A 21,496-nucleotide genomic window follows, 5' to 3' on the forward strand; every position below is an offset into this window, starting at 1 on the left:
CGTGAGCCGTTGCGGAATATGACGCAAGTGCGGAGTACGCCTATCGAGTTGCTTTGCGCTCCGCCGCTGACGCAACAAGGGACGCCCCGTAAGACCGGGGCACCCCAAGGAAGTATATTAGGCCCACCAGATAGTCGGCCGGTTTTTCGCCTTACTTGATCGCGACGCGGATCGAGAAGGTGAAGCGGCGATCGTTGATGAACCAGTTGCGAGGCCGCGTCAGCAGGTCGTCGTTGATCACGTACGAAGTCCGCGTGATCGAGTTCGTCAGGTTCACGCCCTGGAAGCCCATACGTACCGAGGGTGTCACCGAGTAGAAGATCGAGGCATCGACCTGACCATAGGCTTCTGCGAACACCGGTGAGTTCGGCACGATCACGTCACGAATGGTGAGCAAATTCCTCGAACGCCAATTATAGGCGGCGCGTATTTCCAATCCATTGCGCTGATAGAACGGCCCGGCGTTGACTTGGTATTTCGACAGACCTTGCAACGGCAGACCGGCGGTATCGATATTGGAAATTATGCCTGCGGTAACGTTCGGATCATTCGGGTCGAGGGTCTGCTGTGGCACGCCGGACGATTCGATGTACGTAAAGTTTCCGGAGAAGCCGAACCCGGCCAGAAACCCGGGCAGGAAATCGTACGTCTGCTGGTACCCGAGTTCGAGTCCCTTCAAGCGACCGGTATCGGTGGAGTTGAGCGGCGTTGTCACGATACCGTCGAAGCTTACACCGTTGTTTGTGAAGGCCTGACGCTGCAAACTGTTGGTCTGCACGCCAAACAGATTCTTCTTGAACAGCGACAGCGTCAGCTGGCCAACGTTCGAGAAATACCATTCGGCGGTCAGATCATAATTGTCGGCACGCACGGGCTTTAGATACGGATTGCCCACGGTAAAGTTCGCTATCGGCCCGCCGTTGAACAGAATGTTCTGGTCGCTTGTGTTAAGGCCGACGTTGTAGAACGCCCGGGTCTGGTCGAAGTTCGGTGGCGCGACGCTCTTGGTGAAGGCCGCACGGAACTGAAGACCACTGCCGACCGCCAGCTTGACGTTGAAGCTTGGCAGAAAATAGTCATAGCTCAGCTTGGCGGCGATTGGCGACAACGCACCATTCTGGAATGCGGCCGCAGCCGCTTGTGTGGCGCCGGGCAAGGCGCAGAAACGGGATACCGTCGCACCGGTTGCGATCTGCTCCGGCGTCAAGGTCGGACAGCTGAAGGACTGTTGCGGGAACGAGTAGAAGCCAGACGAGATTCGGCGTGTCTTCGTGTAGCGCACGCCGACATTGCCACTCAGGTTCCACCCGTTCGACAGGTCATTGCCGAATCGCACGGAAAGATACGCCGCATTGTTGCGCTCGCTGACCGGGTTGATCTCGCCGGGCAGGAACGGCGTTCCAGCGACTGCGCCAGCCCGCCCAGCCAGCGGGACCCAGCCATTGGCACCCGACAGATTGCTCGTGAAAGTCCGCCATTCCTGGGCAATCTGCGTGATCGCCTGGGTCGCTGCGCCGTAATCCTGGAGGAAACCTCCCGGTACGAACACGCGCCCGCCATTGGACGCATCGTTCGCCTGACCCCGGAAGAAGTTGTCGTAGAGGAACGCTTGCTGCGGGCCGAGTTGGCCCGCGTCGCGGGTCGCCGGATTGCCATCGATCGGCCGATCGAACCAGACCGGGCCGCCCGGACCGACCGATGCCGTCGCGGCAGGATCGGCGGCGGTCGGCGCCGGGACGGTACCGCCGCCCCAGATTTCGCTGAGCACGCCCCAGTTGTACGCCGTCGAACGCGCATCGTTCTGACGGTCGGAGAATCGATAGCCACCCCGGATCGAGGTTAGCCAGCTGTCCTCAGGAAACGAGTAATCCAGGTCGATACGCGCCGAATCCTCATTACCCTTGCTGTCCTCGATGTGATCCATCGCAGCACGGTAGAAGTTGTTATAGGGGTCCGTGTAGCTGGGGTGCGCGGCGTTTTGGTAGTTATTAGGTCCATTGGCGACCGGCACGAAGTTCACATAGGCAGGATCGCTACCATTCAGACGTATGTCCGCGTTCTGATAGCTCGTGCCCCACACAGTCAGGTCGGTTACCTTCACCTGCGACCAGACATGCTGATAGTCTACGTTGACGCCGAGCCGGCTTGTCGCCTGCCATTTGAAGTTGAAGCTCGCGTCGTTGGTGCGGAACCGCGATTCGTTGCCGCGCGCGATATTGTTGCTCTGCAGACCATTCGTCGGCGTACGCATATCGGCAGGCGCGCTCTGGTCGGCGCGGTAGCCGTTGGGGCCAGTGATCAGGCCGCCGGTAAAGACGTTGTCGTCGTCAAAGGTAAAGCTCGTGCCCGGGAAAGGCTGCGTATCGCCCGCCGCCAGCACGTTGTCCGTCGCCACTTCGATTGAATTCTCGGTCCAGGCCTCGCGCGAGTCCGTGCGGAGAAACTGTGCCGTCGCGGTCATCGACCTGTCGGGGCTCCGCCACTGACCGGCGGCCGAATAGCCATAGCGCGTGCGATCGAATTCCTGGCTCCGGATCGCGGCACCCCGCGGGAGATAGGTCGTGCGGGCGAACGGCACCGTCACCGCCGCCGACGTCGCCGTTGCGGGAGTCGCGATGATCGAGTTGGGATTGTTCGGATCTATGTTGCTTGGCTGATAAAAGACGCCGTTCGTACCCTCCGGACGCTCGCCCCAATTCGAGATCTGCACGCTGTCAGCGCGGCTGCGGACCTGCGAGCGGACGAAGCTGCCGAGCAGACCGAAATCGCCTATGCCGGTTTCCCAGCGGTCGCTGGCGAGGACCGAGACGGTCGGCGCCGACTTCTTAACGAAGTCACCGTAGTTGTTCTCCAGCGTGCCACCAATGGCAAACCCGACGGAGTCGAACGGCAGACGCGTCCGCAGATTGACCGTGCCGCCGATACCGCCTTCGATCATGTCGGCCGATGGGCTCTTGAACACATCGACCCCGCCCAGAAGCTCGGACGGCACGTCGGCAAACGACAAGCCGCGACCGTTGTTCGCGCTGAACGAGTCGCGTCCGTTGATCTCCGAGCGCGTATAGCTCAGGCCGCGAACCGTGACGCCCGATCCTTCGGTCGAGAAATGGTCTGGGTCGACGCCGGCCGAGAAGTGGCTGATCGACACGCCCGGAACGCGCTGCAATGCTTCGGTGACCGAACGGTCCGGCAGTGCACCGATATCCTCGGCCGAAATCGAGTCTACGACGACTTCTGAATTCTTCTTGATCGCCTGCGCGCTCTGCAGGCTGCGACGAATGCCGGTGACCACGATGTCCTGGTTGGCGGCCTCGTCCTGCGGGGTCGCAGTCGACTGCTCGGCCTGCGTCGGCACGGCGCCACCCGACGGAACCTGCGCGTTTGCGGAGGGCTGTGCCTGCCCGGACGAGGAGGCGTCGACGCTCGCCGCTGCAGCCCGATCTGAAGGTGCGGTACGGCCAAGCGCCGCCGGGGTCGGCGTGCTCTGCGAAGGAAGTGTATCTGCTTGCTGGGCATGCAGCATCTGCGGCGACGCGGCCAGGCACAGCGCGATCAACGATGCCCCGCCCTTCAGCGCACCAATACGAGTCGACGCAACTAAGATATTCGCAGTGACCATGACGTTCTGCATCCCCTTTATAGATAGCGCTATCATTCTTTGGCGCGCTTTATCTGTCTGGCGAGGTAGCGTCACACGAATGTAACAGCTACATAAAAGGTTAAGAACGCTCGGAAATGAGTGGGTAGTTGCCAAGATGCAACACAGAGAGGATGACGATTGGCCATGGGCGCCCGGATACAAGTCGTGATCGTTGGTGGCGGTACCGCTGGTTGGATGACCGCGGCAACATTGGCCATGAGCTTTGCCGGCCGGCTTGCCGACGTAACCCTGATCGAGTCAGAGGAGATCGGCACAGTCGGCGTCGGCGAAGCGACGGTTCCTCACATCCGATTCTTTAATCAAAGATTGGGTATCGACGAAGCCGACTTTATTCGTCGTACAAATGCGACGTTCAAGCTTGGCATCGAATTTCGCGATTGGGGCCGTATCGGCGACAGCTACATCCATCCCTTTGGCGATTTCGGGCACGACATCGATGGCCTGCCTTTCCACCAGTATTGGGCCCACGCGTCGCGTGGTGGCGCTGACGGCTTACCGACGCTGGAAGACTGCTCGCTGCCGATCGTCGCCGCACGGGACAATCGTTTTACGCCGCCACTCGAGGACCCGCGCTCGATCCGGTCGACCTATTCCTACGCCTATCAGTTCGATGCGACGCTCTACGCGGCCTATCTGCGCGACTATGCCGAAGCGCGCGGCGTCCTCCGGATCGAAGGACGCGTCGATGCGGTCGAGCAAAGCGCGGGTGGTATAGATGCCGTTCGCCTTGCCGATGGTCGGAGGATCGCGGGTGACCTTTTCATCGACTGTTCCGGCTTTCGCGCTCTCCTGATCGATGGCGCACTCAAGGTTAAATATGAGGATTGGTCGCACTGGTTGCCGTGCGATGCCGCATGGGCCGTTCCCACCGCCAATACCGGCGCATTGACACCGTACACCCGGGCAACCGCGCGTGAAGCAGGATGGCAATGGCGCATCCCGCTGCAGCATCGAACGGGGAACGGCCATGTCTTCTCGACACGGTTCACCGACCCGGAAACCGCACGCGCGGTGTTGATGGATAACCTGGAGGCCGAGGCGCTTGCCGAACCGCGCATGCTGCGCTTTCGTACGGGCCGGCGAGATCGGCAATGGGTTGGGAATTGCGTCGCGATCGGCCTGTCCGCGGGGTTTCTCGAACCACTCGAATCGACCAGCATCCACCTGATCCAGCTCGCGATCGGCAAGCTCATCGAACTGTTTCCATCCGGTGGCGTATTCGACCCAGCCGATGAGGCGGAGTTCAACCGCGCGATGGCATTGGAATATGACCGGGTCCGTGACTTCCTGGTGCTGCACTACTGTGCCACGGAACGCGACGATACGCCGTTCTGGCGCTACATGCGAACCATGACCCTGCCCTCGTCGCTGACCGAGAAGATCGCCGAATTCCGCGAGCGGGGCATCGTCGCATCCTATCGAGAGGGCATGTTCCTGCCGGCGAGTTGGCTTGCCGTCTATTACGGCCAGCGCATCATGCCGGACCGCGTGAATCCGCTGATTGCCGGTATTCCGTCAGCGACTTCGCGCGCTCACGTCGCCAGGGTCGCCGCCGCCTGTGCGAGTGCAGCCAAAGTGATGCCCTTGCACGAGGACTATATTGCGCGGATCAAGGCCGCGGCATGAGCCGGGTCGTCGCAATCCTCGGCGCGAACCTGTGCGGCTGGATGGCCGCAGCCGCGCTCGCCCGTCGCCTGCCTCGTGACGCCTATCGTGTCGTCGTGATCGACGATGGCACGAGTGGCGATGGACTGGGGGATTTCGCGCCGGTGATCGCGGTGCCGCCGGCGCTCGGCGGGTTTCATGCCGATCTCGGCATCGAGCCGACGGCGCTTGTCCGCGCAACCGGCGGAGGCCATGCGCTCGGGGTCGCGTTCGGGGGCTGGCGCAACGACGGTGCCGCGGCGTTCCTGTCCTACGGCGGAACGGGCGCGCCGCTTCAGGGTATCGCGTTCCACCAGCTTGCCGGGTGGCTGCGCAAGGACGGGATGCATGTCCGTCTGGCCGACTATGCCTTGTCGGCGGTTGCCGCACAGGCCGGCCGGTTCGCTCTCGAAGCCCCGATTGCGCATGCGTTGCATCTGCCGGTCGAACCCTACACCGCGGTGCTGCGCGCGGCCGCGATGAACTTCGGTGCTTCGTGCGCGAACGCACCGTTGGCCGACGCTCGGATCGACGCAGGCGGCATCGTCGAGATGCTGAAATTGACGGACGGCACCGAAATTGTTCCGCTGCTCGTGCTGGACTGTTCCGGCAGCAGCGCGCGCATCGCGAGCTGGACGGCGCCGGCATTCGAAGATTGGTCGGCATGGCTGCCGTGTGACCGGACGCATACGCAAACGCTGTCAGCAGCGGGCACACCGCCACCCTATACGCAAGTCGACGCGCAGGGTTCGGGTTGGACCGCAACCTGGCCGCTCGGTGGCGCCGACGTGCGCTTGACCTGCGCCGCGGGTGGCGAGGGCACGCCGTTCCGCGCCGGTCGCCGCGTCGAGGCCTGGCGCGGCAACTGCATTGCCCTAGGCGCCGCCGCAGGGCTTATCGAGCCACTGCATCCAACCGCGCTGACCGTACTGCTGCGGTCGCTTGCGCAACTCATCCAGCTTTGGCCCACTGAACGCCGCGCACCCATCGAAGCCAGGGCATTCAATCGATTTACGGCAAACGCCATGACGGGCGCCCGCAACTTCGTCGTCGCGCAGAAGGCCGCAGGCCTTGGCACCGGTGCATTCGGAGACGAGCCCGGCGACACGATGCTTCCCGATGCCGTCAAGGCGAAACGCACCCTGTTTACCGCTCGCGGACGTCTGCCGATGTTCGACGACGAACCGTTCGAAGAGGAGGACTGGGCCGCGATGTTCGACGCGATGGGTCTCGTGCCACGGCGGTACGACGCGCGTGCCGATGCGCTGCCCCTGGCAACGATCCAACAGCATTTCGCCGATCATCGCGCGCGGATCATCGCGCAGGTCCGTGCGCTTCCGCCTTACGCGCACGCCATGGCCGAACTGGCTGCCGCATGACGCTGGGTTCACCTGTCCGTCGCATCGTCATCGTCGGCGGCGGCACCGCGGGCTGGATGGCGGCCGCGGCGCTAGCACGACTGATCCCGACGGGGGCCAGCGTGACGCTGATCGAGTCCGATACGATCGGCACCGTCGGTGTCGGCGAAGCGACTATCCCACCGATCCGGGCCTTCAACGCGATGCTCGGCATCGACGAAGCGGCGTTTCTGGCGGCGACGGCAGGCAGCTTCAAGCTCGGCATCGAGTTTGTCGACTGGGGTGCGATCGGCGAACGCTATCTCCACCCGTTTGGCGGGTTCGGCTTCGATATCGAGGGCGTCCGCTTCCACCAACATTGGCGACGTCGCCGAGCCGCAGGCGTGGTCGAGGACATCGACGCCTACTCGCTGTGCGCGGTCGCCGCGCGGGCCGGGCGGTTCGCCCCCCCCTCGCCCGACCCGGCATCCATATTGTCACAGATGGCGCATGCCTATCATTTCGACGCCGGCCTTTACGCCCGATTCCTGCGAAGTCGTGCAGAACGCGACGGCGTCACGAGGATCGAGGGCGAGATCGGCGATGTCGTTCTCGACGGCGATACCGGGCACGTCCGTCATGTCACGCTCGCCGGCGACCGCCGGATCGAAGGCGACCTGTTCCTCGACTGCTCGGGCTTCCGCGGTTTGCTGATCGAGCAGGCGCTCGGTGCCGGTTACGAAGACTGGACGCGCTGGTTGCCCTGCGACCGCGCCGTTGCGATGCCGACCGCCAATACCGGCACAGCGATCACGCCCTACACCCGCTCGACCGCGCAAGCGAGCGGCTGGCAATGGCGCATCCCGCTGCAACATCGCACCGGTAACGGCTATGTCTACAGCAGCGCGCATTGCTCGGACGACGAGGCCGCCGCGACCTTGCTCGATGGCGTCGATGGACCGCCGCTTGCCGACCCTCGAGTCCTGCGTTTCACAGCAGGGAAACGTCGAAAACAGTGGATAGGCAACGTCGTCGCGCTTGGCCTAGCCTCCGGCTTCACCGAGCCGCTCGAATCGACCAGTATCCATATGGTGCAGACCGGCATCTCGAAGCTGCTGGCGTTGTTCCCCGACCAGGGTTTCTCGCCGGTCGAGATCGATACCTATAATCGTCTTGCCGAGACCCAGTTCGACCAGGTTCGCGACTTCCTGGTGCTTCACTATCACGCAACCCGCCGGACCGACTCCCCCTTCTGGCGCGAAGCGGGTGCGCGGGCGATCCCCGATAGTCTGGCCGAGAAGATCGCCCTGTGGCGACGTCGCGGACGACTGTTCCGATGGGAGGACGATCTGTTCGCCGAAGCAAGCTGGGTCGCAGTGTTGCTTGGGCAAGGCATCGTTCCCGAGGGCTGGGATCGCCTCGCCGATGCGGTCGATCCACGCGACGTAGACGCACGGTTTGATCGTTTGCGCGCGATGTTCGCCGACGCCGCAGCGCGGATGCCGCGCCACGAAGACTATCTCGCCCGCACCAGCCCGACGCGTATGCGCGCATGACCGACGCGCTACGATCTGTAACGATCGTCGGTGGCGGCACCGCGGGTTGGATGGCCGCGGTCGCGTTAGGGCGACTGCTCGGCCCCGCCGGCACGCGCGTGACGCTGATCGAGTCCGACGACATCCCCACGGTCGGCGTGGGCGAAGCAACGATCCCGCCGATTCGTACCTTCCACGCGATGCTCGGGATCGACGAGGTCGCCTTCCTCCGCGCGACCGGCGGTAGCTATAAGCTCGGCATCCGCTTCGAAGGCTGGACGCGTCCAGGCGAGTCCTATGTCCATCCGTTTGGCCAGATCGGTACCGACATCGCCGGCGTGCCGTTCGCCGCGCAATGGCTGCGTGCGCGCCAGGCAGGCGCGGCAGAACCACTGGGCGCCTATTCGCTTGAGGCATGCGCAGCGGAGGCCGGCCGTTTCTCGCGGCCGATCGCGAATGGAAACTCACCCCTGTCGCGGATCGGCTATGCCTATCATTTCGACGCCGGGCGCTACGCCGCGTTCTTGCGCGTGCAGGCCGAGGCATACGGCGTCGTCCGCCATGAAGGGCTGGTCAAACGCGTCGAGCGCGGCCCAGCGGGTATCGCGGCTGTACATCTCGCCGATGGCAGCCGCATCGCCGGCGACCTGTTCCTCGACTGCTCCGGCTTTCGCGCACTTTTGATCGAAGGCGCAATGGAGGCAGGATGGACCGACTGGTCCGAATGGCTGCCCTGCGACCGTGCCGTCGCAGTGGCTTCGGTTGCCGACGCCGCACCGCTGCCGCTCACTCGGGCGATCGCCGAACGCGCCGGCTGGCGCTGGCGTATCCCGCTGCAGCACCGCACCGGCAACGGCCATGTCTTTTCCAGCCGCCACATGAGCGAGGACGAGGCGACCGCAACGTTGCTGGCCGGGGTGGAAGGAGAGACCCTTGCCGAACCTCGCGTGATCCGCTTCGCAACGGGCCACCGCAACTGCTTCTGGGTCGGTAATTGCATCGCTCTTGGTCTGGCGGCGGGGTTCATGGAGCCGCTTGAATCCACCAGCATTCATCTGGTGCAAAGCGGATTGCAGCATCTGCTCAGGATGTTGCCGACGGGCGCCCCTCCCGCCCCGGCAGTGGTCGAGCGCTACAACCGCATCATGACCGCGGAATATACTCGCATCCGAGACTTCCTCGTCGCACATTACCATTTGAATGCGCGCGCAGAACCGTTTTGGCGCGACCGCGCAGCTGCAGCGATCCCTGAAGGCCTGGCCGAAAAGCTCGCATTGTTTCGCGCCGGCGGCCGCATCTTTCGAGAGGCCGACGAACTGTTTAATGAAACTAGCTGGCTTGCTGTGTTGACCGGACAGAACGCCCCCGTCTCAGGCTACGATCCGATCTGCGACGGCATACCGATCGAGACCGCCGCCAATCGGTTGGCTCAGGTCGAACGCGTAGTCGCTACTTCACTGACGCATATGCCATCCCATGCCCATGCAGTCGCCAGATTGGCGTAAACCAGCATCGGCTAATACTCGTGCCGCTCACCGTGGTTGCGGCCGCGGCCCGCCGCCTGCCTGGGCCGCCTTCATCGACGGCACTCGGTCAGCGTCGCTGGAGCGCTTTCAACAGATAGTTGCGGATCCGCTCGGTACGATCTGGCGAGGCTGGGCCGAGCACGCCCCGCGCTGCCATGGGGAGATGATCGCCGGCTGCCGCAGCATCGTCGCCGAACACATAATGCTCGAACCAGGCCCGCCACCCTGCCTTCTCCGCCGGCGGGCGATCGCGCACCGCCATCATGGCATGAACCATCGCGTGAAACGCCGAGACCGTCGGGTCGAACGCCCACCAGTAATTGCACAATACGTTGAGCGTCCCGAACGCCTGGACGTGATGCCACCAGATCGCTGGGATGAACAACGCATCGCCCGGCCCTAGATCGGCGACCAGTGCATGACGCAGCGCCTCGGCATATCGCGGAAACTGGTGCAGGTCCGGCGCCAACGGATCGACCATGCTGGACGGCGGGCCGGCCAGCGTCCGGTCGAGTGGTCCGATATACAGATTGCCGACCTGGTCCGGCGGGAACAGCGTGAAGCGGCGTCGGCCGGCAACTACGCATGCGAGGTTCGTCGAGCCGTCATAATGTGTCGCGGTCTGCGATCCGTTGCCGATCCACAGCCTTGGCGTCGCTCCGCCCAGCGGAAGGTTGATCGGATTGGCTGCCAACCATCCCGGCAAATGCTCAGGCGCGGTTGCCGCGTTGGCGTAGAGGAAATGCCGCTTTTCCTCGGGCACGCCGGACAGCCGCAACAATTCGCTCAGCAAGACCGCCAACGGGGCCTTCTCGCGGTGAAAGTTGAAACCTTCTAGATTATCGCCGCGATAGAAGAAGCGGCCACCGAATTCGGGACCGCCGATCAGCACGTCCATCGGCTTGCCGCCATCACCGAGGCCGGCCAGATACGTTGCGGTCGCGTCGTCGCCACCTTCCGCCGCCCGCACGCTGGCCCAGTGGGCAACCTGCCCTCGCAACACCACCGGGGTAGAGCGTCCCGCTACTTCGGTAGCAAAGGTCTGAGCGTCGACAACGGCGCGCTCTTCGACGCGAACGTCCGTTACGGCGGAATGAATACTCTCCATAGTCCTGCAATAGCAGTAAGATGCGCCTCACCAAATCCTGTTTGAGGCACGGATCGGCAAAACGCATTCACCGTATTTTTCGTGCTGCCGCAGAACCGCAGCGGTCGTCGACATGGCCCGTTGGTCGCGGTTTTATCCAGAAGCAGCGCGTGTGCCTACCAGAGATCCCGCGCAACCAACCCCCGCCCCACCCGTTCTCAGTGGCAATCCAAGCCAATAGGAGAATGACGATGGCCGACAAGGATACCCCGCAGGAAGTCGCAGCGAAGTTCATCGAGAAGCTGAAGGCCAGCCCGTTCGTGATGATCGGCCTCAACGACGGTCAGCATTCCGAGCCTATGACTGCGCAGATCGACGACGATCAGCCCAACACGCTGTTCTTCTTCGCCGGTCGCGACAACCGTATCGCCAAGGGCGGAGCGGCGATGGCGCAGTTCGTCGGCAAGGGCCATGATTTCTTCGCTTGCATGTCGGGCGACGTCTCGACTTCGAACGACCGCATGCAGATCGACAAGCTCTGGAACAACCAGGTCGAGGCATGGTTTCCGGGCGGCAAGGAAGATCCCAACCTGACGCTGCTGCGCTTCGACATCGATAGCGCCGAGCTGTGGGAAACCGATATCTCGGTCGGCGGCCGCCTCAAGATGCTGTTCGGCGGCACGATCCGTTCGGACGAGTCGAGCAGCCATGCGGTGGTAAACTCGATCGCCTGAACCAAATATGGGCGGCCGGTAAAAGGCCGCCCATTTCTCTTACCCGTGCGCGGTGATGAACTCTTCCACCACCGGCGCGATCTTGTCCCGCCAGCGCGACCCGTTGAAAATGCCGTAATGACCGGCCCCTTCCGCCATCAGATAGCGCTTCTTCTCGTCGGGTAGCGCGGTTGCCAACGTCAACGCAGCCTTGGTCTGGCCCAGCCCCGAAATATCGTCGCGCTCACCCTCGACCGCGAGCAGGCCGATGTCGGTGATCGCCGCAGGATCGACCAGCCGACCACGATGCGTCATGATCCCCCGCGGCAGGGCGTGGTTCTGGAATACGACGTCGATCGTCTGGAGATAGAACTCCGCGGTCATGTCGCAGACCGACCGGTATTCCTCGTAGAAATCCTGGCTCTGCGACGCGCTTTCTCCATCGCCCTGGACGAGATGCTTATACATCTCCCAATGCGAGACCATGTGGTTGCCCAGGTTCATTGACATGAACCCGGCGAGTTGCAGGAAGCCGGGATATACCTTCCGCCCCGCACCCGGATAATTCCCCGGGACGGTCGCGATCACGTTCTGCTCGAACCACGCATGCGGCCGCTCGGTCGCTAGCGTGTTCACTGCGGTCGGTGCCTCGCGCGTGTCGACGGGACCACCCATCATCGTCAGCGTCTTCGGACGGCACGGGTTCTTGTCCGCGCTCATCAGCGCGACGGCCGCATAACACGGCACCGAGGGCTGGCAGACGGCCAGCATATGCGTGCCCCCCTGCCCCTCATTCGCGCCGATCGTCTCCAGATATTCGATCAGATAATCGATGTAGTCGTCGAGATCGAACCGCCCTGCCGACAGCGGCACGCTGCGCGCGTCGCGCCAATCGGTGATGTAGACGTCGGCGAACGGCAGCATCCGCTCGACGGTGCCGCGCAGCAGCGTCGCGTAATGGCCGGACATCGGCGCGACGATCAGCAGCTTCGGACCGCCCTCGACGCCCTCGCGCACGAAGCGCTTTAACTGCCCGAAGTCCTTCCGGAGCACGATCTCCTCGCGCACCGCGACCTCGCGACCGTCGATCGTCGTCGTATCGAGGCCGAAGGCAGGCTTTCCCCGCGTTGCATTCGCGTGTGCGAACACTTCGAGTGCCGACGCGACCACCGTGCCGCCGCCCAAATAGGCGAACGGGTTTGCCGGATTGTTGAGCATATCCGCGCCGAAGCTCGCCATCTTGCTGGCGCCGGCCATCATCGAACGCTGGAATTCATAGGCATCGTAGAGCATGCGGTATCCTCTCGCCTCATCGGGCTTTGCACGGTGGTAACGCAATTTTGCCGCAGTGCAACGCGCGATCGACCGCCGCTCCGTCCCGCGCGACCGGATCACCGCTTTCGGCGACGCCCGGTTCTCGTTGAGCGCCACCCCCGCCACTGCTAGGCACCGCGCATGGCCAAGCCGATACCCGAAGAGAAGACGTCCCGCCGGATCGGCGATCTCGCGATGGTGTGGCGTCACGCCTCCCAATACCCCCGCCAGATCGCATTCGCGGGGCTCGCGCTGATGATGACGTCGGCGGCGACGATCGGCATTCCGTACGGGTTCAAGCGCGTCATCGACCGCGGCTTCGGCCCCGGCGCGGGCGGGTCGGTCGCGAACTCGTTCCACTATTTGCTGATGATCGTCGTGGTGCTCGCGCTCGCAACCGCAGTGCGCTTCTACTACGTGTCGTGGCTAGGCGAGCGCGTCGTCGCGGATATTCGCACCAACGTGCAGCGCCACCTCCTCCGGCTGACGCCGCGCTTCTTCGAGGAGAACCGCCCGTCAGAGATCGCCTCGCGTCTCACATCGGATACGGCGCTGATCGAACAGGTCGTCGGCAGCACGGTGTCGATCGCGCTGCGCAACACGTTCACCGGCATCGGCGGGCTGATCTACCTGTTCGCGATCTCGCCGAAGCTAGCGGGCATGCTGATGATCGGCATCCCGCTGATCATCCTGCCGATCGCGCTGCTCGGCAAACGCGTGCGTAATTACTCGCGCACGTCGCAGGACCGCGTCGCCGACGTCGGCTCGATCGCCACCGAGACGCTCGGCGCGATGAAGGTCGTGCAGGCATTCGGGCAGGAAGACCGCGAGGCGATCCGCTTCTCCGACGCGGTCAGCGCGACCTTCGCCGCGGCTCGCGCCCGGATCATGCTCCGCGCGGTGATGACGGCAATCGTCATCGGCCTCGTCTTCGGATCGATCACATTGGTCCTGTGGGAAGGCGCAATCGACGTCGCCGCCGGCCGCATCAGCGGTGGCGCGATCGCTGCGTTCGTGCTGACCGGAGGGATCGTCGCCGGCGCGTTCGGCGCGTTGACCGAAGTTTACGGCGACCTGTTGCGCGGCGCCGGTGCGGCCGGACGCCTGTCCGAGTTGCTCCGCGAAAAGCCCGAGATCGCCGCGCCCGCCAACCCGGTCGCCCTGCCCCAACCGCCACGCGGCGCGCTCGCGTTCGAGGGCGTGCAGTTCCACTACCCGACGCGGCGCGATGTCGCCGCGCTCAACGGCTTCTCGCTCGACGTGAAGCCGGGCGAGACGGTCGCCGTCGTCGGCCCCTCCGGCGCAGGCAAGACGACCCTCTTCCAGCTGGTCCAGCGCTTCTACGATCCCGACGCCGGCCGCGTGACGCTGGACGGCATAGACCTGCGCGACGCCGACCCGGCGGAAGTCCGCGCCCGCATCGCTATGGTCCCGCAGGAGACGATCATCTTCGGGGCCTCGGCGCGCGACAACCTCCGCTACGGCGACTGGACCGCGACCGACGACCAGCTCTGGGCCGCCGCCGAAGCCGCCAACGCCGCCGAATTCCTCCGCAAACTACCCGAGGGCCTCGACACGTTCCTAGGCGAAGGCGGCGCACGGCTGTCGGGCGGCCAGCGCCAGCGCGTGACGATCGCCCGCGCGCTCCTCCGCGATGCGCCGATCCTGCTGCTCGACGAGGCCACCAGTGCGCTCGATGCCGAAAGCGAGCGGCTCGTGCAGGAAGCGCTAGAGCGGCTCATGGCGAACCGTACCACACTGGTCATCGCGCACCGCCTAGCGACCGTACGCGCGGCAGAGCGGATCATCGTGATGAGCGACGGTCAGATCGTCGAGGAAGGCTCGCACGCGTCGCTGATGACCAACAGCGGACTCTACGCGCGGCTCGCCAGCCTGCAGTTCAACGAGGCCGCCTAGACTTTCTTGGGCTTGGGCTTTTTCGGTTTCGGCATTGGCAGTTCCGCGGTCGAGATGCGGACGAGTTCGGCCAACCAGTCGGCATCGTCCCAGCGATCGGCATCGACCAGCAGGCACGGTTTCGCGCCGGGATAGGGCGGCGCTTCGTCGATCGCCCCAACGAACGCGCGGCCGCCCGGTGTCGGTTTGACGAAGAGCTGCTCGTCACAGATCAGCGCGACCATCCTGCCGTCGCAATAGACGCCGTATTCGCCGAACATGGGCTTTGCGGAGACATCCCCAGCCGCGGCGAGCTGTTCGACGATAAACGCGACGGTTTTTGGATCGCATGCCATCGGGCGATACTCGCAGATCGATGCGCGCATGGCGAGCCGCGCAACGGCGTTTCTCTTGCGACGGCGCGCACACACGCGCAGAACTGCCGTCAAACAGGAGATGGATATGCGCGACTTCGACATCATCATCTACGGCGCGACCGGGTTCACCGGCCGGCTTGTGGCGGAGTATCTCGTCCAGACCTACCCGACCGGCGTTCGCTGGGCGATGGCCGGGCGATCGCTCGCCAAACTGCAGGAGGTCCGCGACCTGATCGGTGCCCCCGCCGACACGCCGCTGATCACCGCCGACTCGGACGATCCCGCCAGCCTCCGCGCGATGGCCGAACGCGCCACCGTCGTCATCTCTACGGTCGGACCGTACCAGCTGTACGGCTCCAACCTCGTCGCCGCGTGCGCCGCGACCGGCACCGGGTATGTCGACCTATGCGGCGAGCCAGCCTGGATGCGCCACATGATCGACGCGCATGAGGGCGAAGCGACGCGGACCGGCGCACGGATCGTGTTCTCCTGCGGGTTCGACTCGATCCCTTTCGATCTCGGCGTGCTCACCTTGCAGGAAGCGGCGAAGGCGAAATACGGCATCCCAGCGCCTCGCGTAAAAGGCCGCGTGCGCAAAATGCAAGGCACTTTCTCCGGCGGCACCGCAGCCAGCCTCAAGGCAACGCTTGCTGCCGCCGCGCGCGATCCCGGCATCGTCAAGCTGCTGACCAGTCCGTTCGCACTGACCCCCGGCTTCCAGGGGCCGCATCAGCCGACCGGGTTGCTCCCCGAATACGATACGACCATCTCGGCCTGGGTCGCGCCGTTCGTGATGGCGCCGATCAACACCAAGAACGTCCACCGCACCAATTTTCTGCTCGGCGAGGCCTATGGTGCGGACTTCGTCTATGACGAGATGATGGTCGCGGGACTGGGCGATCTCGGCAAGGTCGCTGCCGAGGCGATCGCCAAGTTCAATCCCTTCTCGGGCGACAAGGGGCCGAAACCGGGCGAAGGCCCGTCGAAGGAAGAGCGCGATGCCGGCCATTACGACCTGCTGTTCGCGGGCATCATGCCCGATGGCGAGCGGATCGACGCGGTCGTCACCGGCGACCGCGATCCGGGCTATGGCTCGACCAGCAAGATGATCGCCGAGGCGGCACTGTGCCTAGTCCAGGACGTGCAGGGCGATGGCGGCATCTGGACGCCGGGTGCGCTGATGGGCACGAAACTGCGCGACCGGTTGGTAGCGAAGGCAGGGCTGACCTTCACGGTCGGGTGATCAACCGCGAAAGAACCGCGTGGCGATCCAGGCGATCAGCACCGACACGATGATGGCGATCGGCACAGCGAGACGTCGGCGTCGCTCGACGGCAGCATAATGCGCGTCGAGATCGAAATAGAAGCGACCTGGCGCGGTTTCGCGGACGATGCCGTTGGTGCGCAGCCGATCGAACGTCGCCTGCTCCGGAGCGTCACGAGGTTGGAATGCGATCGCATCGTCGGGTCCGATTGCGTGTCGTGCCAGAAACAGTGCCGGGATGACTCCGCGAATCCGATGCGGACGCGACGCCATCGGCATGCCGGATGGGCTCGGATTTACCGGCGAGAGCTTATTCGGCAAGCGTGAAGACCGTCGCCGCCGCCGCAACGCTTGCAGCCACGCCCGACACCCCGACGATCGCTGCTGCACGTAGTCGTACCGAAGCGCGAAATGCGCCGAGCTTTCGCGCATCGAGATGATAGCGCCCGGCCCCGTCTTCGACGATCGCGCCAAAGACCCGAAGTTGGCGGAACATCCGCGCGTCCTTCGCTACATAGGCGATCGCACGATCAGCCGACGTGGCCCGTGCCGCGACGAAATCCTTGACGATCCGTCGGCGCGATCGGCCTAGAATAAGTCCCCGCATACTTCTTCCCCCCGCGCCGATCTCGCATAGCGCGAGGGGTTTGCGCAAATTCTAACGCCGCTTGCCCTGATGGCGGATGTTCGTTGGGCGACCGCGTCGCTTGATCTCGCGCACAGGCTTGCGCCCACCACGCGGAGGTTGCGCCGCGCCTTTCCCCTCGGGCATCTCGAAGCGTAGCGCGCCCGACACCGGGTTCGCTTCCGCAAGCCGTAGCTCCAGCGTCTGGCCCTGCGCAAAGACGTCGCCACTATGCTCGCCGGTCAGCGTCCGCGCGCCCTCGTCGAAGCGGAAATATTCGCCGCCCAGATCGCGCACCGGCATCAGGCCGTCTCCACCGATTCCCTCGACTGTCGCGAAGAAGCCGAAGTTGGTGACGCCGGTGATCCGCACGTCCATCACCTGCCCGACGCGCTCCGACAGGAACGCCGCGACATAGCGATCGGTGGTGTCGCGCTCGGCCTCCATCGCACGACGTTCAAGCCGGCTGATGATCTCGCCGACTGACTCCATGTTGGCCGCATCGTCCGCTGGCAACCCGCCCTCGCCAAGCCCATAGGCGGACACCAGCGAGCGGTGGACGAGCAGATCGGCATAGCGCCGGATCGGCGATGTAAAATGCGCATAGCTGCCGAGGCTAAGGCCGAAATGCCCGTGATTGCCGGGCGCGTAATAGGCCTGGGTCTGGGTACGCAGGATCTGCTCCATTACCTGCGGACGGAAATCAGCGTCACCGATCCGCTCGATGATATGGTTGAACGTTGCTGGCCGCACGACCTGCCCGAGCGCGAACGGCACGTCGAACGTCTCGAGATACTCCTTGAGCGCCGCCAGCTTCTCACGGCTGGGCGGTTCGTGAATGCGGTACATCACCGGCGCCTTCTTCGCTTCCAGCGCCTTGGCGGCGGCGACGTTGGCGGCGATCATGTAATCTTCGATCAGCCGGTGCGAGTCGAGGCGCTCACGTGGGGAAACGGACATGATCCGCCCCTGCTCGTCGAGCACCACGCGACGCTCCGGCAAATCGAGATCGAGCGGCGCCCGCGCATCCCGCGCCTTGGCCAGCGCATGCCAGCAAGCCCAGAGCGGCTGCAATACGCTCAGCATATCGCCGCGCTCGTCCTCCATCGGCGATGCGGCGTCGATGATCGCCTGCGCTTCCTCATACGCAAGGTTCGCCGCGATCCGCACCACCGCGCGCGTAAAGCGCCACGACTTGAGCGAGCCATCCTTGCCGATCCGCAAATGGCACGCGAGCGCGGCACGGTCGGCACCCTCCTTCAGCGAACACACCTCCGCCGACAGGATTTCCGGCAGCATCGGCACGACGCGGTCGGGAAAATACACCGAGTTGCCGCGCCGCCGAGCCTCGCGGTCGACCTCGGACTTCGGTCGAACGTAGAAGCTGACGTCCGCGATTGCGACGATCGCCTTCCACCCGCCGGCATTCGCGGGATCGTCGTCCGCTTCCGCCCAGACGGCGTCGTCGTGATCGCGCGCATCTTCTGGGTCTATCGCGACGATCGGCAGGTTGCGCAGATCTTCACGCCCCTCCCCCAACGGCAGCTTCGAGACCCGCTCCGCTTCGTCGAGCGCTTCCTGCGAGAAAACATCGGGAATACCGAGCTTGTGGATTGCGATCAGCGAGAAACTACGTGCTGCGAACGGATCGCCGAGCTTCTGCACGACACGGGCGGCGATCTTGGGCGGCTTGCCCGCAAGTTCCGCCAGCACGAGATCGCCCGGCGCCGCACCGCCCGCATCCGCCACCGCGAACTCACGCCGTTCGCGCTTGTCGACACCCGTCAGCCAGAGGCGTCCGGCCTCTTCGCGCAACACGCCGAGCACCTGCTCGGATGCCGGCGCAAGCACCTTCATCGGATGCGCGATCCAGCCGTTCCCAGCCTCCTCCGTTCGCGCAAGAATTCGCTCACCGACCCCAAGCGCACCACGCTTGCGTTCGCGCACGCGCAACCGCGGCGGTGGCACACCTTCCGCCTCCCAGCGCTCGGGAACCGCCCAGACGTTGCCGCCGTCGTCGACGTCCGCGATCCGCAGCACCGTCACCTTCGGGATGCCGCCCATCTTGTGGAACGCGCGGCCAGGCGCGCTGTCGATCAGCCCCTCATCGGCCATGTCCTTGAGCAAAGCCTTGAGCCCGATCTTGTCCTGCGCGCTGAGCCCGAAGCCCTTGGCGATCTCGCGCTTGCCTGCGGGCACGTCGGAAGTGGCGATGAAGTCGAGGATCTGCTCGCGCGTCGGAAGACCGGCTTTTGGTTTGTACATGGTACAGAGATAGTCGGTAGGCCCGCCATTACCAAACGGCTAAGCTACGGGCATGACGCAAAGTTACGACATCCTCATCGTCGGCGGCGGCATCAACGGCGCCGCGATCGCCCGCGAGGCGGCACTGAACGGCTTGTCGGTCCTGCTCGTCGAGAAGGGCGACCTCGCCGGCGCGACCTCGTCGGCCTCGACCAAGCTGATCCACGGCGGACTGCGCTATCTCGAATATTACGACTTCAAGCTCGTCGCCGAGGCGCTGCGGGAGCGCGAACGCCTGGTGAAGGCCGCGCCGCACATCATCCGCCCGATGCGCTTCGTCCTGCCGCACGAGAATGCGGTACGGCCCTGGTGGATGGTCCGTCTCGGCCTGTACCTCTACGATTGGCTTGGCGGCCGGATGACATTGAAACGCTCTCGCGGCCTGCGCAGGAGCGACGCCGCCTACACCGCACCGCTAAAGAACGGCGCGCGCGGCTTTGTCTATTCCGACGCATTCGTCGATGATTCCCGCCTTACCGTGCTGAACGCGATGGACGCGCACGCCAACGGCGCGGAGATCGCGGTTCGCACCGAACTCGTCACCGCTCGCCGTGACGGCGCACTATGGCGCGCAACCCTATCGGACAGCCGCGACGTCACCGCGCGCGCACTCGTCAACGCTGCCGGCCCGTGGGTCGCCGAATTGCTGGGCCGGCTCGGCATCAATGCCAGCGCCGGCGTCCGGTTGGTCAAGGGCAGCCACATCGTCGTGCCCCGACTGTACGAAGGCGACCACGCCTATATCCTGCAACTCGCCGACCGCCGCATCGTCTTCGCGATCCCGTATCAGGGCCAGACCGAGATCGGCACGACCGACATTCCCGTCGACCGGCCCGAAGACGCGGTAATCGACGCGGGCGAGATCGCGTATCTCTGCGACGCCGCGAACCAGCACTTCACGCGTCAGATCACCCCTGCCGACGTCACCTCGACGTGGTCCGGCGTGCGCCCGCTCTACGACGACGGCGCCAGCGAGGCGAAGGCGGTCACGCGCGACTATGTCCTCGAATTCGACACGCTCGGCGATACGGGCGCGGCGCCTCTGTTGTCCGTGTTCGGCGGCAAGATCACGACTGCGCGCCATCTCGCCGAGGAAGCGCTCGCAAAGATTGCCCCCGCGCTGGGTACGACCGTCCGCCAGATCACTCGCGACCGTGCTTTCCCTGGGGGCGCCATCCCACCTTTTGCCACCTATCTCGCGCAGGTCCGCGCGCGATGGCCGTTTCTCGGCAATGCCCGAAGCGAACGGATGGCGCATGCTTACGGGGCTTTACTCGACGGCATGCTCGCGGGTGTCACCGACGCAGCAGGCCTCGGCGCGGACCTTGGCGGTGGCCTGACCGAGATCGAAGCACGCTGGATGCACGATCGCGAATGGGCGAGGATACCCGAAGATGCATTGATGCGTCGTAGCAAGATCGGACTGACCTTGGATCAGGCGGAGACGGACGCATTCGGGACATGGTGGACCACGACATTCCCCTCGTGAGCGTAGGGACTTGCATGTTTTAGGATTGAGCATATCCTCGCGGCATATCCATCGAGGAAACCTCCAATGGCCACATACCCGGACCTCCAAACCGATCCCGAAGACAAGAACCTGGTGATCCTGCAAAGCCTGATCTGTCTGTTGCGCGAGAAGAATATCCTGTCGCGCGCGGACATCGAGGAGCTTTGCGACACGGTGAAACGCCGCGCGAGCGATCATGCGAGCGATCCGCTTCCCTGCCAGATGAACGGCGCACAAGCAGCCGCTACCGAAGTTGCGCAGATTGGCGATTATATCGGCCGCAAGTACGGCGGAAAGCACCGCCGCTCGATCTGAGTCCATGCGCGAGTTGGACGGCGAAATGGTCGTATTGCGCGGTTTGCGTTGAAGGAAGTGTGGATCTGACGAACCAAGCTGGAACGTTAGCCTCGCAATGCCGAGGGCAGCACGGCTTGGTCTGTAACCCTCGGCGTTGACCTCTGATGGAGAGCGACCCGCGAGATGCAGCGACGCGATAGTCTGCTGTTCTCGATTCTAGTACCCGAAGGGCCGTAGGATGAGAGCGGTTGCTGAAGAACCGTTCGACGCCGTGGTTGTAGGGGTCGCTACGTCACTTCACCAAAAGTGCTGATTGCCGCCGCCGTTACTACCGTTACGCGCGCATTTCCAAGAAGCAGTCGGTGCAGCCACCATCGTCGCTCTCTATCCCGGTGTCGGCCACCGC

16 protein-coding genes are annotated in these 21,496 nt (G+C 64.2%); 9 read left to right on the forward strand and 7 right to left on the reverse strand.

The genetic code is table 11. The features are described 5' to 3' along the window. Positions 1-151 precede the first annotated feature (151 nt). Positions 152-3,631 (reverse strand): TonB-dependent receptor, encoded by a 3,480-nt coding sequence (locus J4O76_RS06480; protein WP_426280931.1) that lies wholly within the window; start codon positions 3,629-3,631, stop codon positions 152-154. A 153-nt stretch (positions 3,632-3,784) separates the two neighbouring features. Between J4O76_RS06480 and J4O76_RS06485 the strand changes: the two genes are divergently transcribed. The 4 genes from J4O76_RS06485 to J4O76_RS06500 are packed head-to-tail and all read left to right on the forward strand — an operon-like array spanning position 3,785 to position 9,682. Continuing rightward, on the forward strand, positions 3,785-5,287 hold the full coding sequence (locus J4O76_RS06485) for a tryptophan halogenase family protein (protein WP_426280932.1): 1,503 nt from the start codon (positions 3,785-3,787) through the stop codon (positions 5,285-5,287). Further along, positions 5,284-6,684: a tryptophan 7-halogenase gene (locus tag J4O76_RS06490; protein ID WP_426280933.1), complete on the forward strand. Its 1,401-nt coding sequence runs from the start codon at positions 5,284-5,286 to the stop codon at positions 6,682-6,684. The genes J4O76_RS06485 and J4O76_RS06490 overlap by 4 nt, the downstream gene beginning before the upstream one ends. Then, positions 6,681-8,198: a tryptophan halogenase family protein gene (locus J4O76_RS06495; RefSeq protein WP_426280935.1), complete on the forward strand. Its 1,518-nt coding sequence runs from the start codon at positions 6,681-6,683 to the stop codon at positions 8,196-8,198. The genes J4O76_RS06490 and J4O76_RS06495 overlap by 4 nt, the downstream gene beginning before the upstream one ends. Continuing rightward, positions 8,195-9,682: a tryptophan halogenase family protein gene (locus J4O76_RS06500; RefSeq protein ID WP_426280936.1), complete on the forward strand. Its 1,488-nt coding sequence runs from the start codon at positions 8,195-8,197 to the stop codon at positions 9,680-9,682. The genes J4O76_RS06495 and J4O76_RS06500 overlap by 4 nt, the downstream gene beginning before the upstream one ends. An 88-nt stretch (positions 9,683-9,770) precedes the next feature. Here the strand turns inward: J4O76_RS06500 and J4O76_RS06505 are convergent, their stop codons facing one another. Beyond that, positions 9,771-10,811 (reverse strand): cupin-like domain-containing protein, encoded by a 1,041-nt coding sequence (locus J4O76_RS06505; protein ID WP_426280937.1) that lies wholly within the window; start codon positions 10,809-10,811, stop codon positions 9,771-9,773. A gap of 230 nt (positions 10,812-11,041) precedes the next feature. On the opposite strand from J4O76_RS06505, the gene J4O76_RS06510 reads away from it, so the two are divergent. Continuing rightward, positions 11,042-11,524, forward strand: a complete 483-nt coding sequence (locus tag J4O76_RS06510) for a pyridoxamine 5'-phosphate oxidase family protein (protein ID WP_426280938.1) — start codon at positions 11,042-11,044, stop codon at positions 11,522-11,524. Between the two features lie 39 nt (positions 11,525-11,563). Here J4O76_RS06510 and J4O76_RS06515 read toward each other — a convergent pair whose 3' ends face one another. Further along, the gene (locus tag J4O76_RS06515; protein WP_426280939.1) at positions 11,564-12,796 is read right to left on the reverse strand and encodes a polyhydroxyalkanoate depolymerase; all 1,233 of its coding nucleotides are present in this window, start codon (positions 12,794-12,796) and stop codon (positions 11,564-11,566) included. A 162-nt stretch (positions 12,797-12,958) separates the two neighbouring features. Between J4O76_RS06515 and J4O76_RS06520 the strand changes: the two genes are divergently transcribed. Further along, positions 12,959-14,734 carry an ABC transporter transmembrane domain-containing protein gene (locus tag J4O76_RS06520; protein WP_426280940.1) on the forward strand — a complete coding sequence of 592 codons (1,776 nt, stop codon included), beginning with the start codon at positions 12,959-12,961 and terminating at the stop codon, positions 14,732-14,734. Here J4O76_RS06520 and J4O76_RS06525 read toward each other — a convergent pair. Continuing rightward, positions 14,731-15,099: a TfoX/Sxy family protein gene (locus J4O76_RS06525; RefSeq protein WP_426280941.1), complete on the reverse strand. Its 369-nt coding sequence runs from the start codon at positions 15,097-15,099 to the stop codon at positions 14,731-14,733. The two genes, J4O76_RS06520 and J4O76_RS06525, sit on opposite strands and share 4 nt — an antisense overlap. 76 nt (positions 15,100-15,175) lie before the next feature. On the opposite strand from J4O76_RS06525, the gene J4O76_RS06530 reads away from it, so the two are divergent. Beyond that, the gene (locus J4O76_RS06530; RefSeq protein WP_426280942.1) at positions 15,176-16,333 is read left to right on the forward strand and encodes a saccharopine dehydrogenase family protein; all 1,158 of its coding nucleotides are present in this window, start codon (positions 15,176-15,178) and stop codon (positions 16,331-16,333) included. Here the strand turns inward: J4O76_RS06530 and J4O76_RS06535 are convergent, their stop codons facing one another. From J4O76_RS06535 to rnr, 3 genes are read right to left on the reverse strand one after another with little or no spacing between them, the layout of a single operon-like run. After that, on the reverse strand, positions 16,334-16,675 hold the full coding sequence (locus J4O76_RS06535; RefSeq protein WP_426280943.1) for a hypothetical protein: 342 nt from the start codon (positions 16,673-16,675) through the stop codon (positions 16,334-16,336). Beyond that, positions 16,665-16,961: a hypothetical protein gene (locus J4O76_RS06540; protein WP_426280944.1), complete on the reverse strand. Its 297-nt coding sequence runs from the start codon at positions 16,959-16,961 to the stop codon at positions 16,665-16,667. The genes J4O76_RS06535 and J4O76_RS06540 overlap by 11 nt, the downstream gene beginning before the upstream one ends. Positions 16,962-17,012: 51 nt before the next feature. Further along, positions 17,013-19,244 carry a ribonuclease R gene (gene rnr, locus J4O76_RS06545; protein ID WP_426280945.1) on the reverse strand — a complete coding sequence of 744 codons (2,232 nt, stop codon included), beginning with the start codon at positions 19,242-19,244 and terminating at the stop codon, positions 17,013-17,015. A 52-nt stretch (positions 19,245-19,296) separates the two neighbouring features. Here rnr and glpD point away from each other — a divergent pair, with 52 nt between their 5' ends. Next, positions 19,297-20,772 (forward strand): glycerol-3-phosphate dehydrogenase, encoded by a 1,476-nt coding sequence (gene glpD / locus J4O76_RS06550; protein WP_426280946.1) that lies wholly within the window; start codon positions 19,297-19,299, stop codon positions 20,770-20,772. 66 nt (positions 20,773-20,838) lie between these two features. Then, entirely contained in the window at positions 20,839-21,108 is a 270-nt protein-coding gene (locus tag J4O76_RS06555; protein ID WP_426280947.1) for a hypothetical protein, read from the forward strand. Positions 21,109-21,496: the final 388 nt, after the last annotated feature.

Origin of the sequence: Sphingomonas sp. NFX23 (genome assembly GCF_049887795.1) — a bacterium.
GTDB lineage: Bacteria > Pseudomonadota > Alphaproteobacteria > Sphingomonadales > Sphingomonadaceae > Sphingomonas.

What these genes read in the sequence shown, in the direction of transcription:
- J4O76_RS06490 (WP_426280933.1), top strand. Translation starts at nt 5,284, where the DNA reads ATGAGCCGGGTCGTCGCAATCCTCGGCGCGAACCTGTGCGGCTGGATG.
- glpD (WP_426280946.1), top strand. Translation starts at nt 19,297, where the DNA reads ATGACGCAAAGTTACGACATCCTCATCGTCGGCGGCGGCATCAACGGC.
- rnr (WP_426280945.1), bottom strand. Translation starts at nt 19,244, where the DNA reads ATGTACAAACCAAAAGCCGGTCTTCCGACGCGCGAGCAGATCCTCGAC.
- J4O76_RS06500 (WP_426280936.1), top strand. Translation starts at nt 8,195, where the DNA reads ATGACCGACGCGCTACGATCTGTAACGATCGTCGGTGGCGGCACCGCG.
- J4O76_RS06525 (WP_426280941.1), bottom strand. Translation starts at nt 15,099, where the DNA reads ATGCGCGCATCGATCTGCGAGTATCGCCCGATGGCATGCGATCCAAAA.
- J4O76_RS06540 (WP_426280944.1), bottom strand. Translation starts at nt 16,961, where the DNA reads ATGCGGGGACTTATTCTAGGCCGATCGCGCCGACGGATCGTCAAGGAT.
- J4O76_RS06520 (WP_426280940.1), top strand. Translation starts at nt 12,959, where the DNA reads ATGGCCAAGCCGATACCCGAAGAGAAGACGTCCCGCCGGATCGGCGAT.
- J4O76_RS06495 (WP_426280935.1), top strand. Translation starts at nt 6,681, where the DNA reads ATGACGCTGGGTTCACCTGTCCGTCGCATCGTCATCGTCGGCGGCGGC.
- J4O76_RS06480 (WP_426280931.1), bottom strand. Translation starts at nt 3,631, where the DNA reads ATGCAGAACGTCATGGTCACTGCGAATATCTTAGTTGCGTCGACTCGT.
- J4O76_RS06485 (WP_426280932.1), top strand. Translation starts at nt 3,785, where the DNA reads ATGGGCGCCCGGATACAAGTCGTGATCGTTGGTGGCGGTACCGCTGGT.
- J4O76_RS06515 (WP_426280939.1), bottom strand. Translation starts at nt 12,796, where the DNA reads ATGCTCTACGATGCCTATGAATTCCAGCGTTCGATGATGGCCGGCGCC.
- J4O76_RS06505 (WP_426280937.1), bottom strand. Translation starts at nt 10,811, where the DNA reads ATGGAGAGTATTCATTCCGCCGTAACGGACGTTCGCGTCGAAGAGCGC.
- J4O76_RS06555 (WP_426280947.1), top strand. Translation starts at nt 20,839, where the DNA reads ATGGCCACATACCCGGACCTCCAAACCGATCCCGAAGACAAGAACCTG.
- J4O76_RS06530 (WP_426280942.1), top strand. Translation starts at nt 15,176, where the DNA reads ATGCGCGACTTCGACATCATCATCTACGGCGCGACCGGGTTCACCGGC.
- J4O76_RS06510 (WP_426280938.1), top strand. Translation starts at nt 11,042, where the DNA reads ATGGCCGACAAGGATACCCCGCAGGAAGTCGCAGCGAAGTTCATCGAG.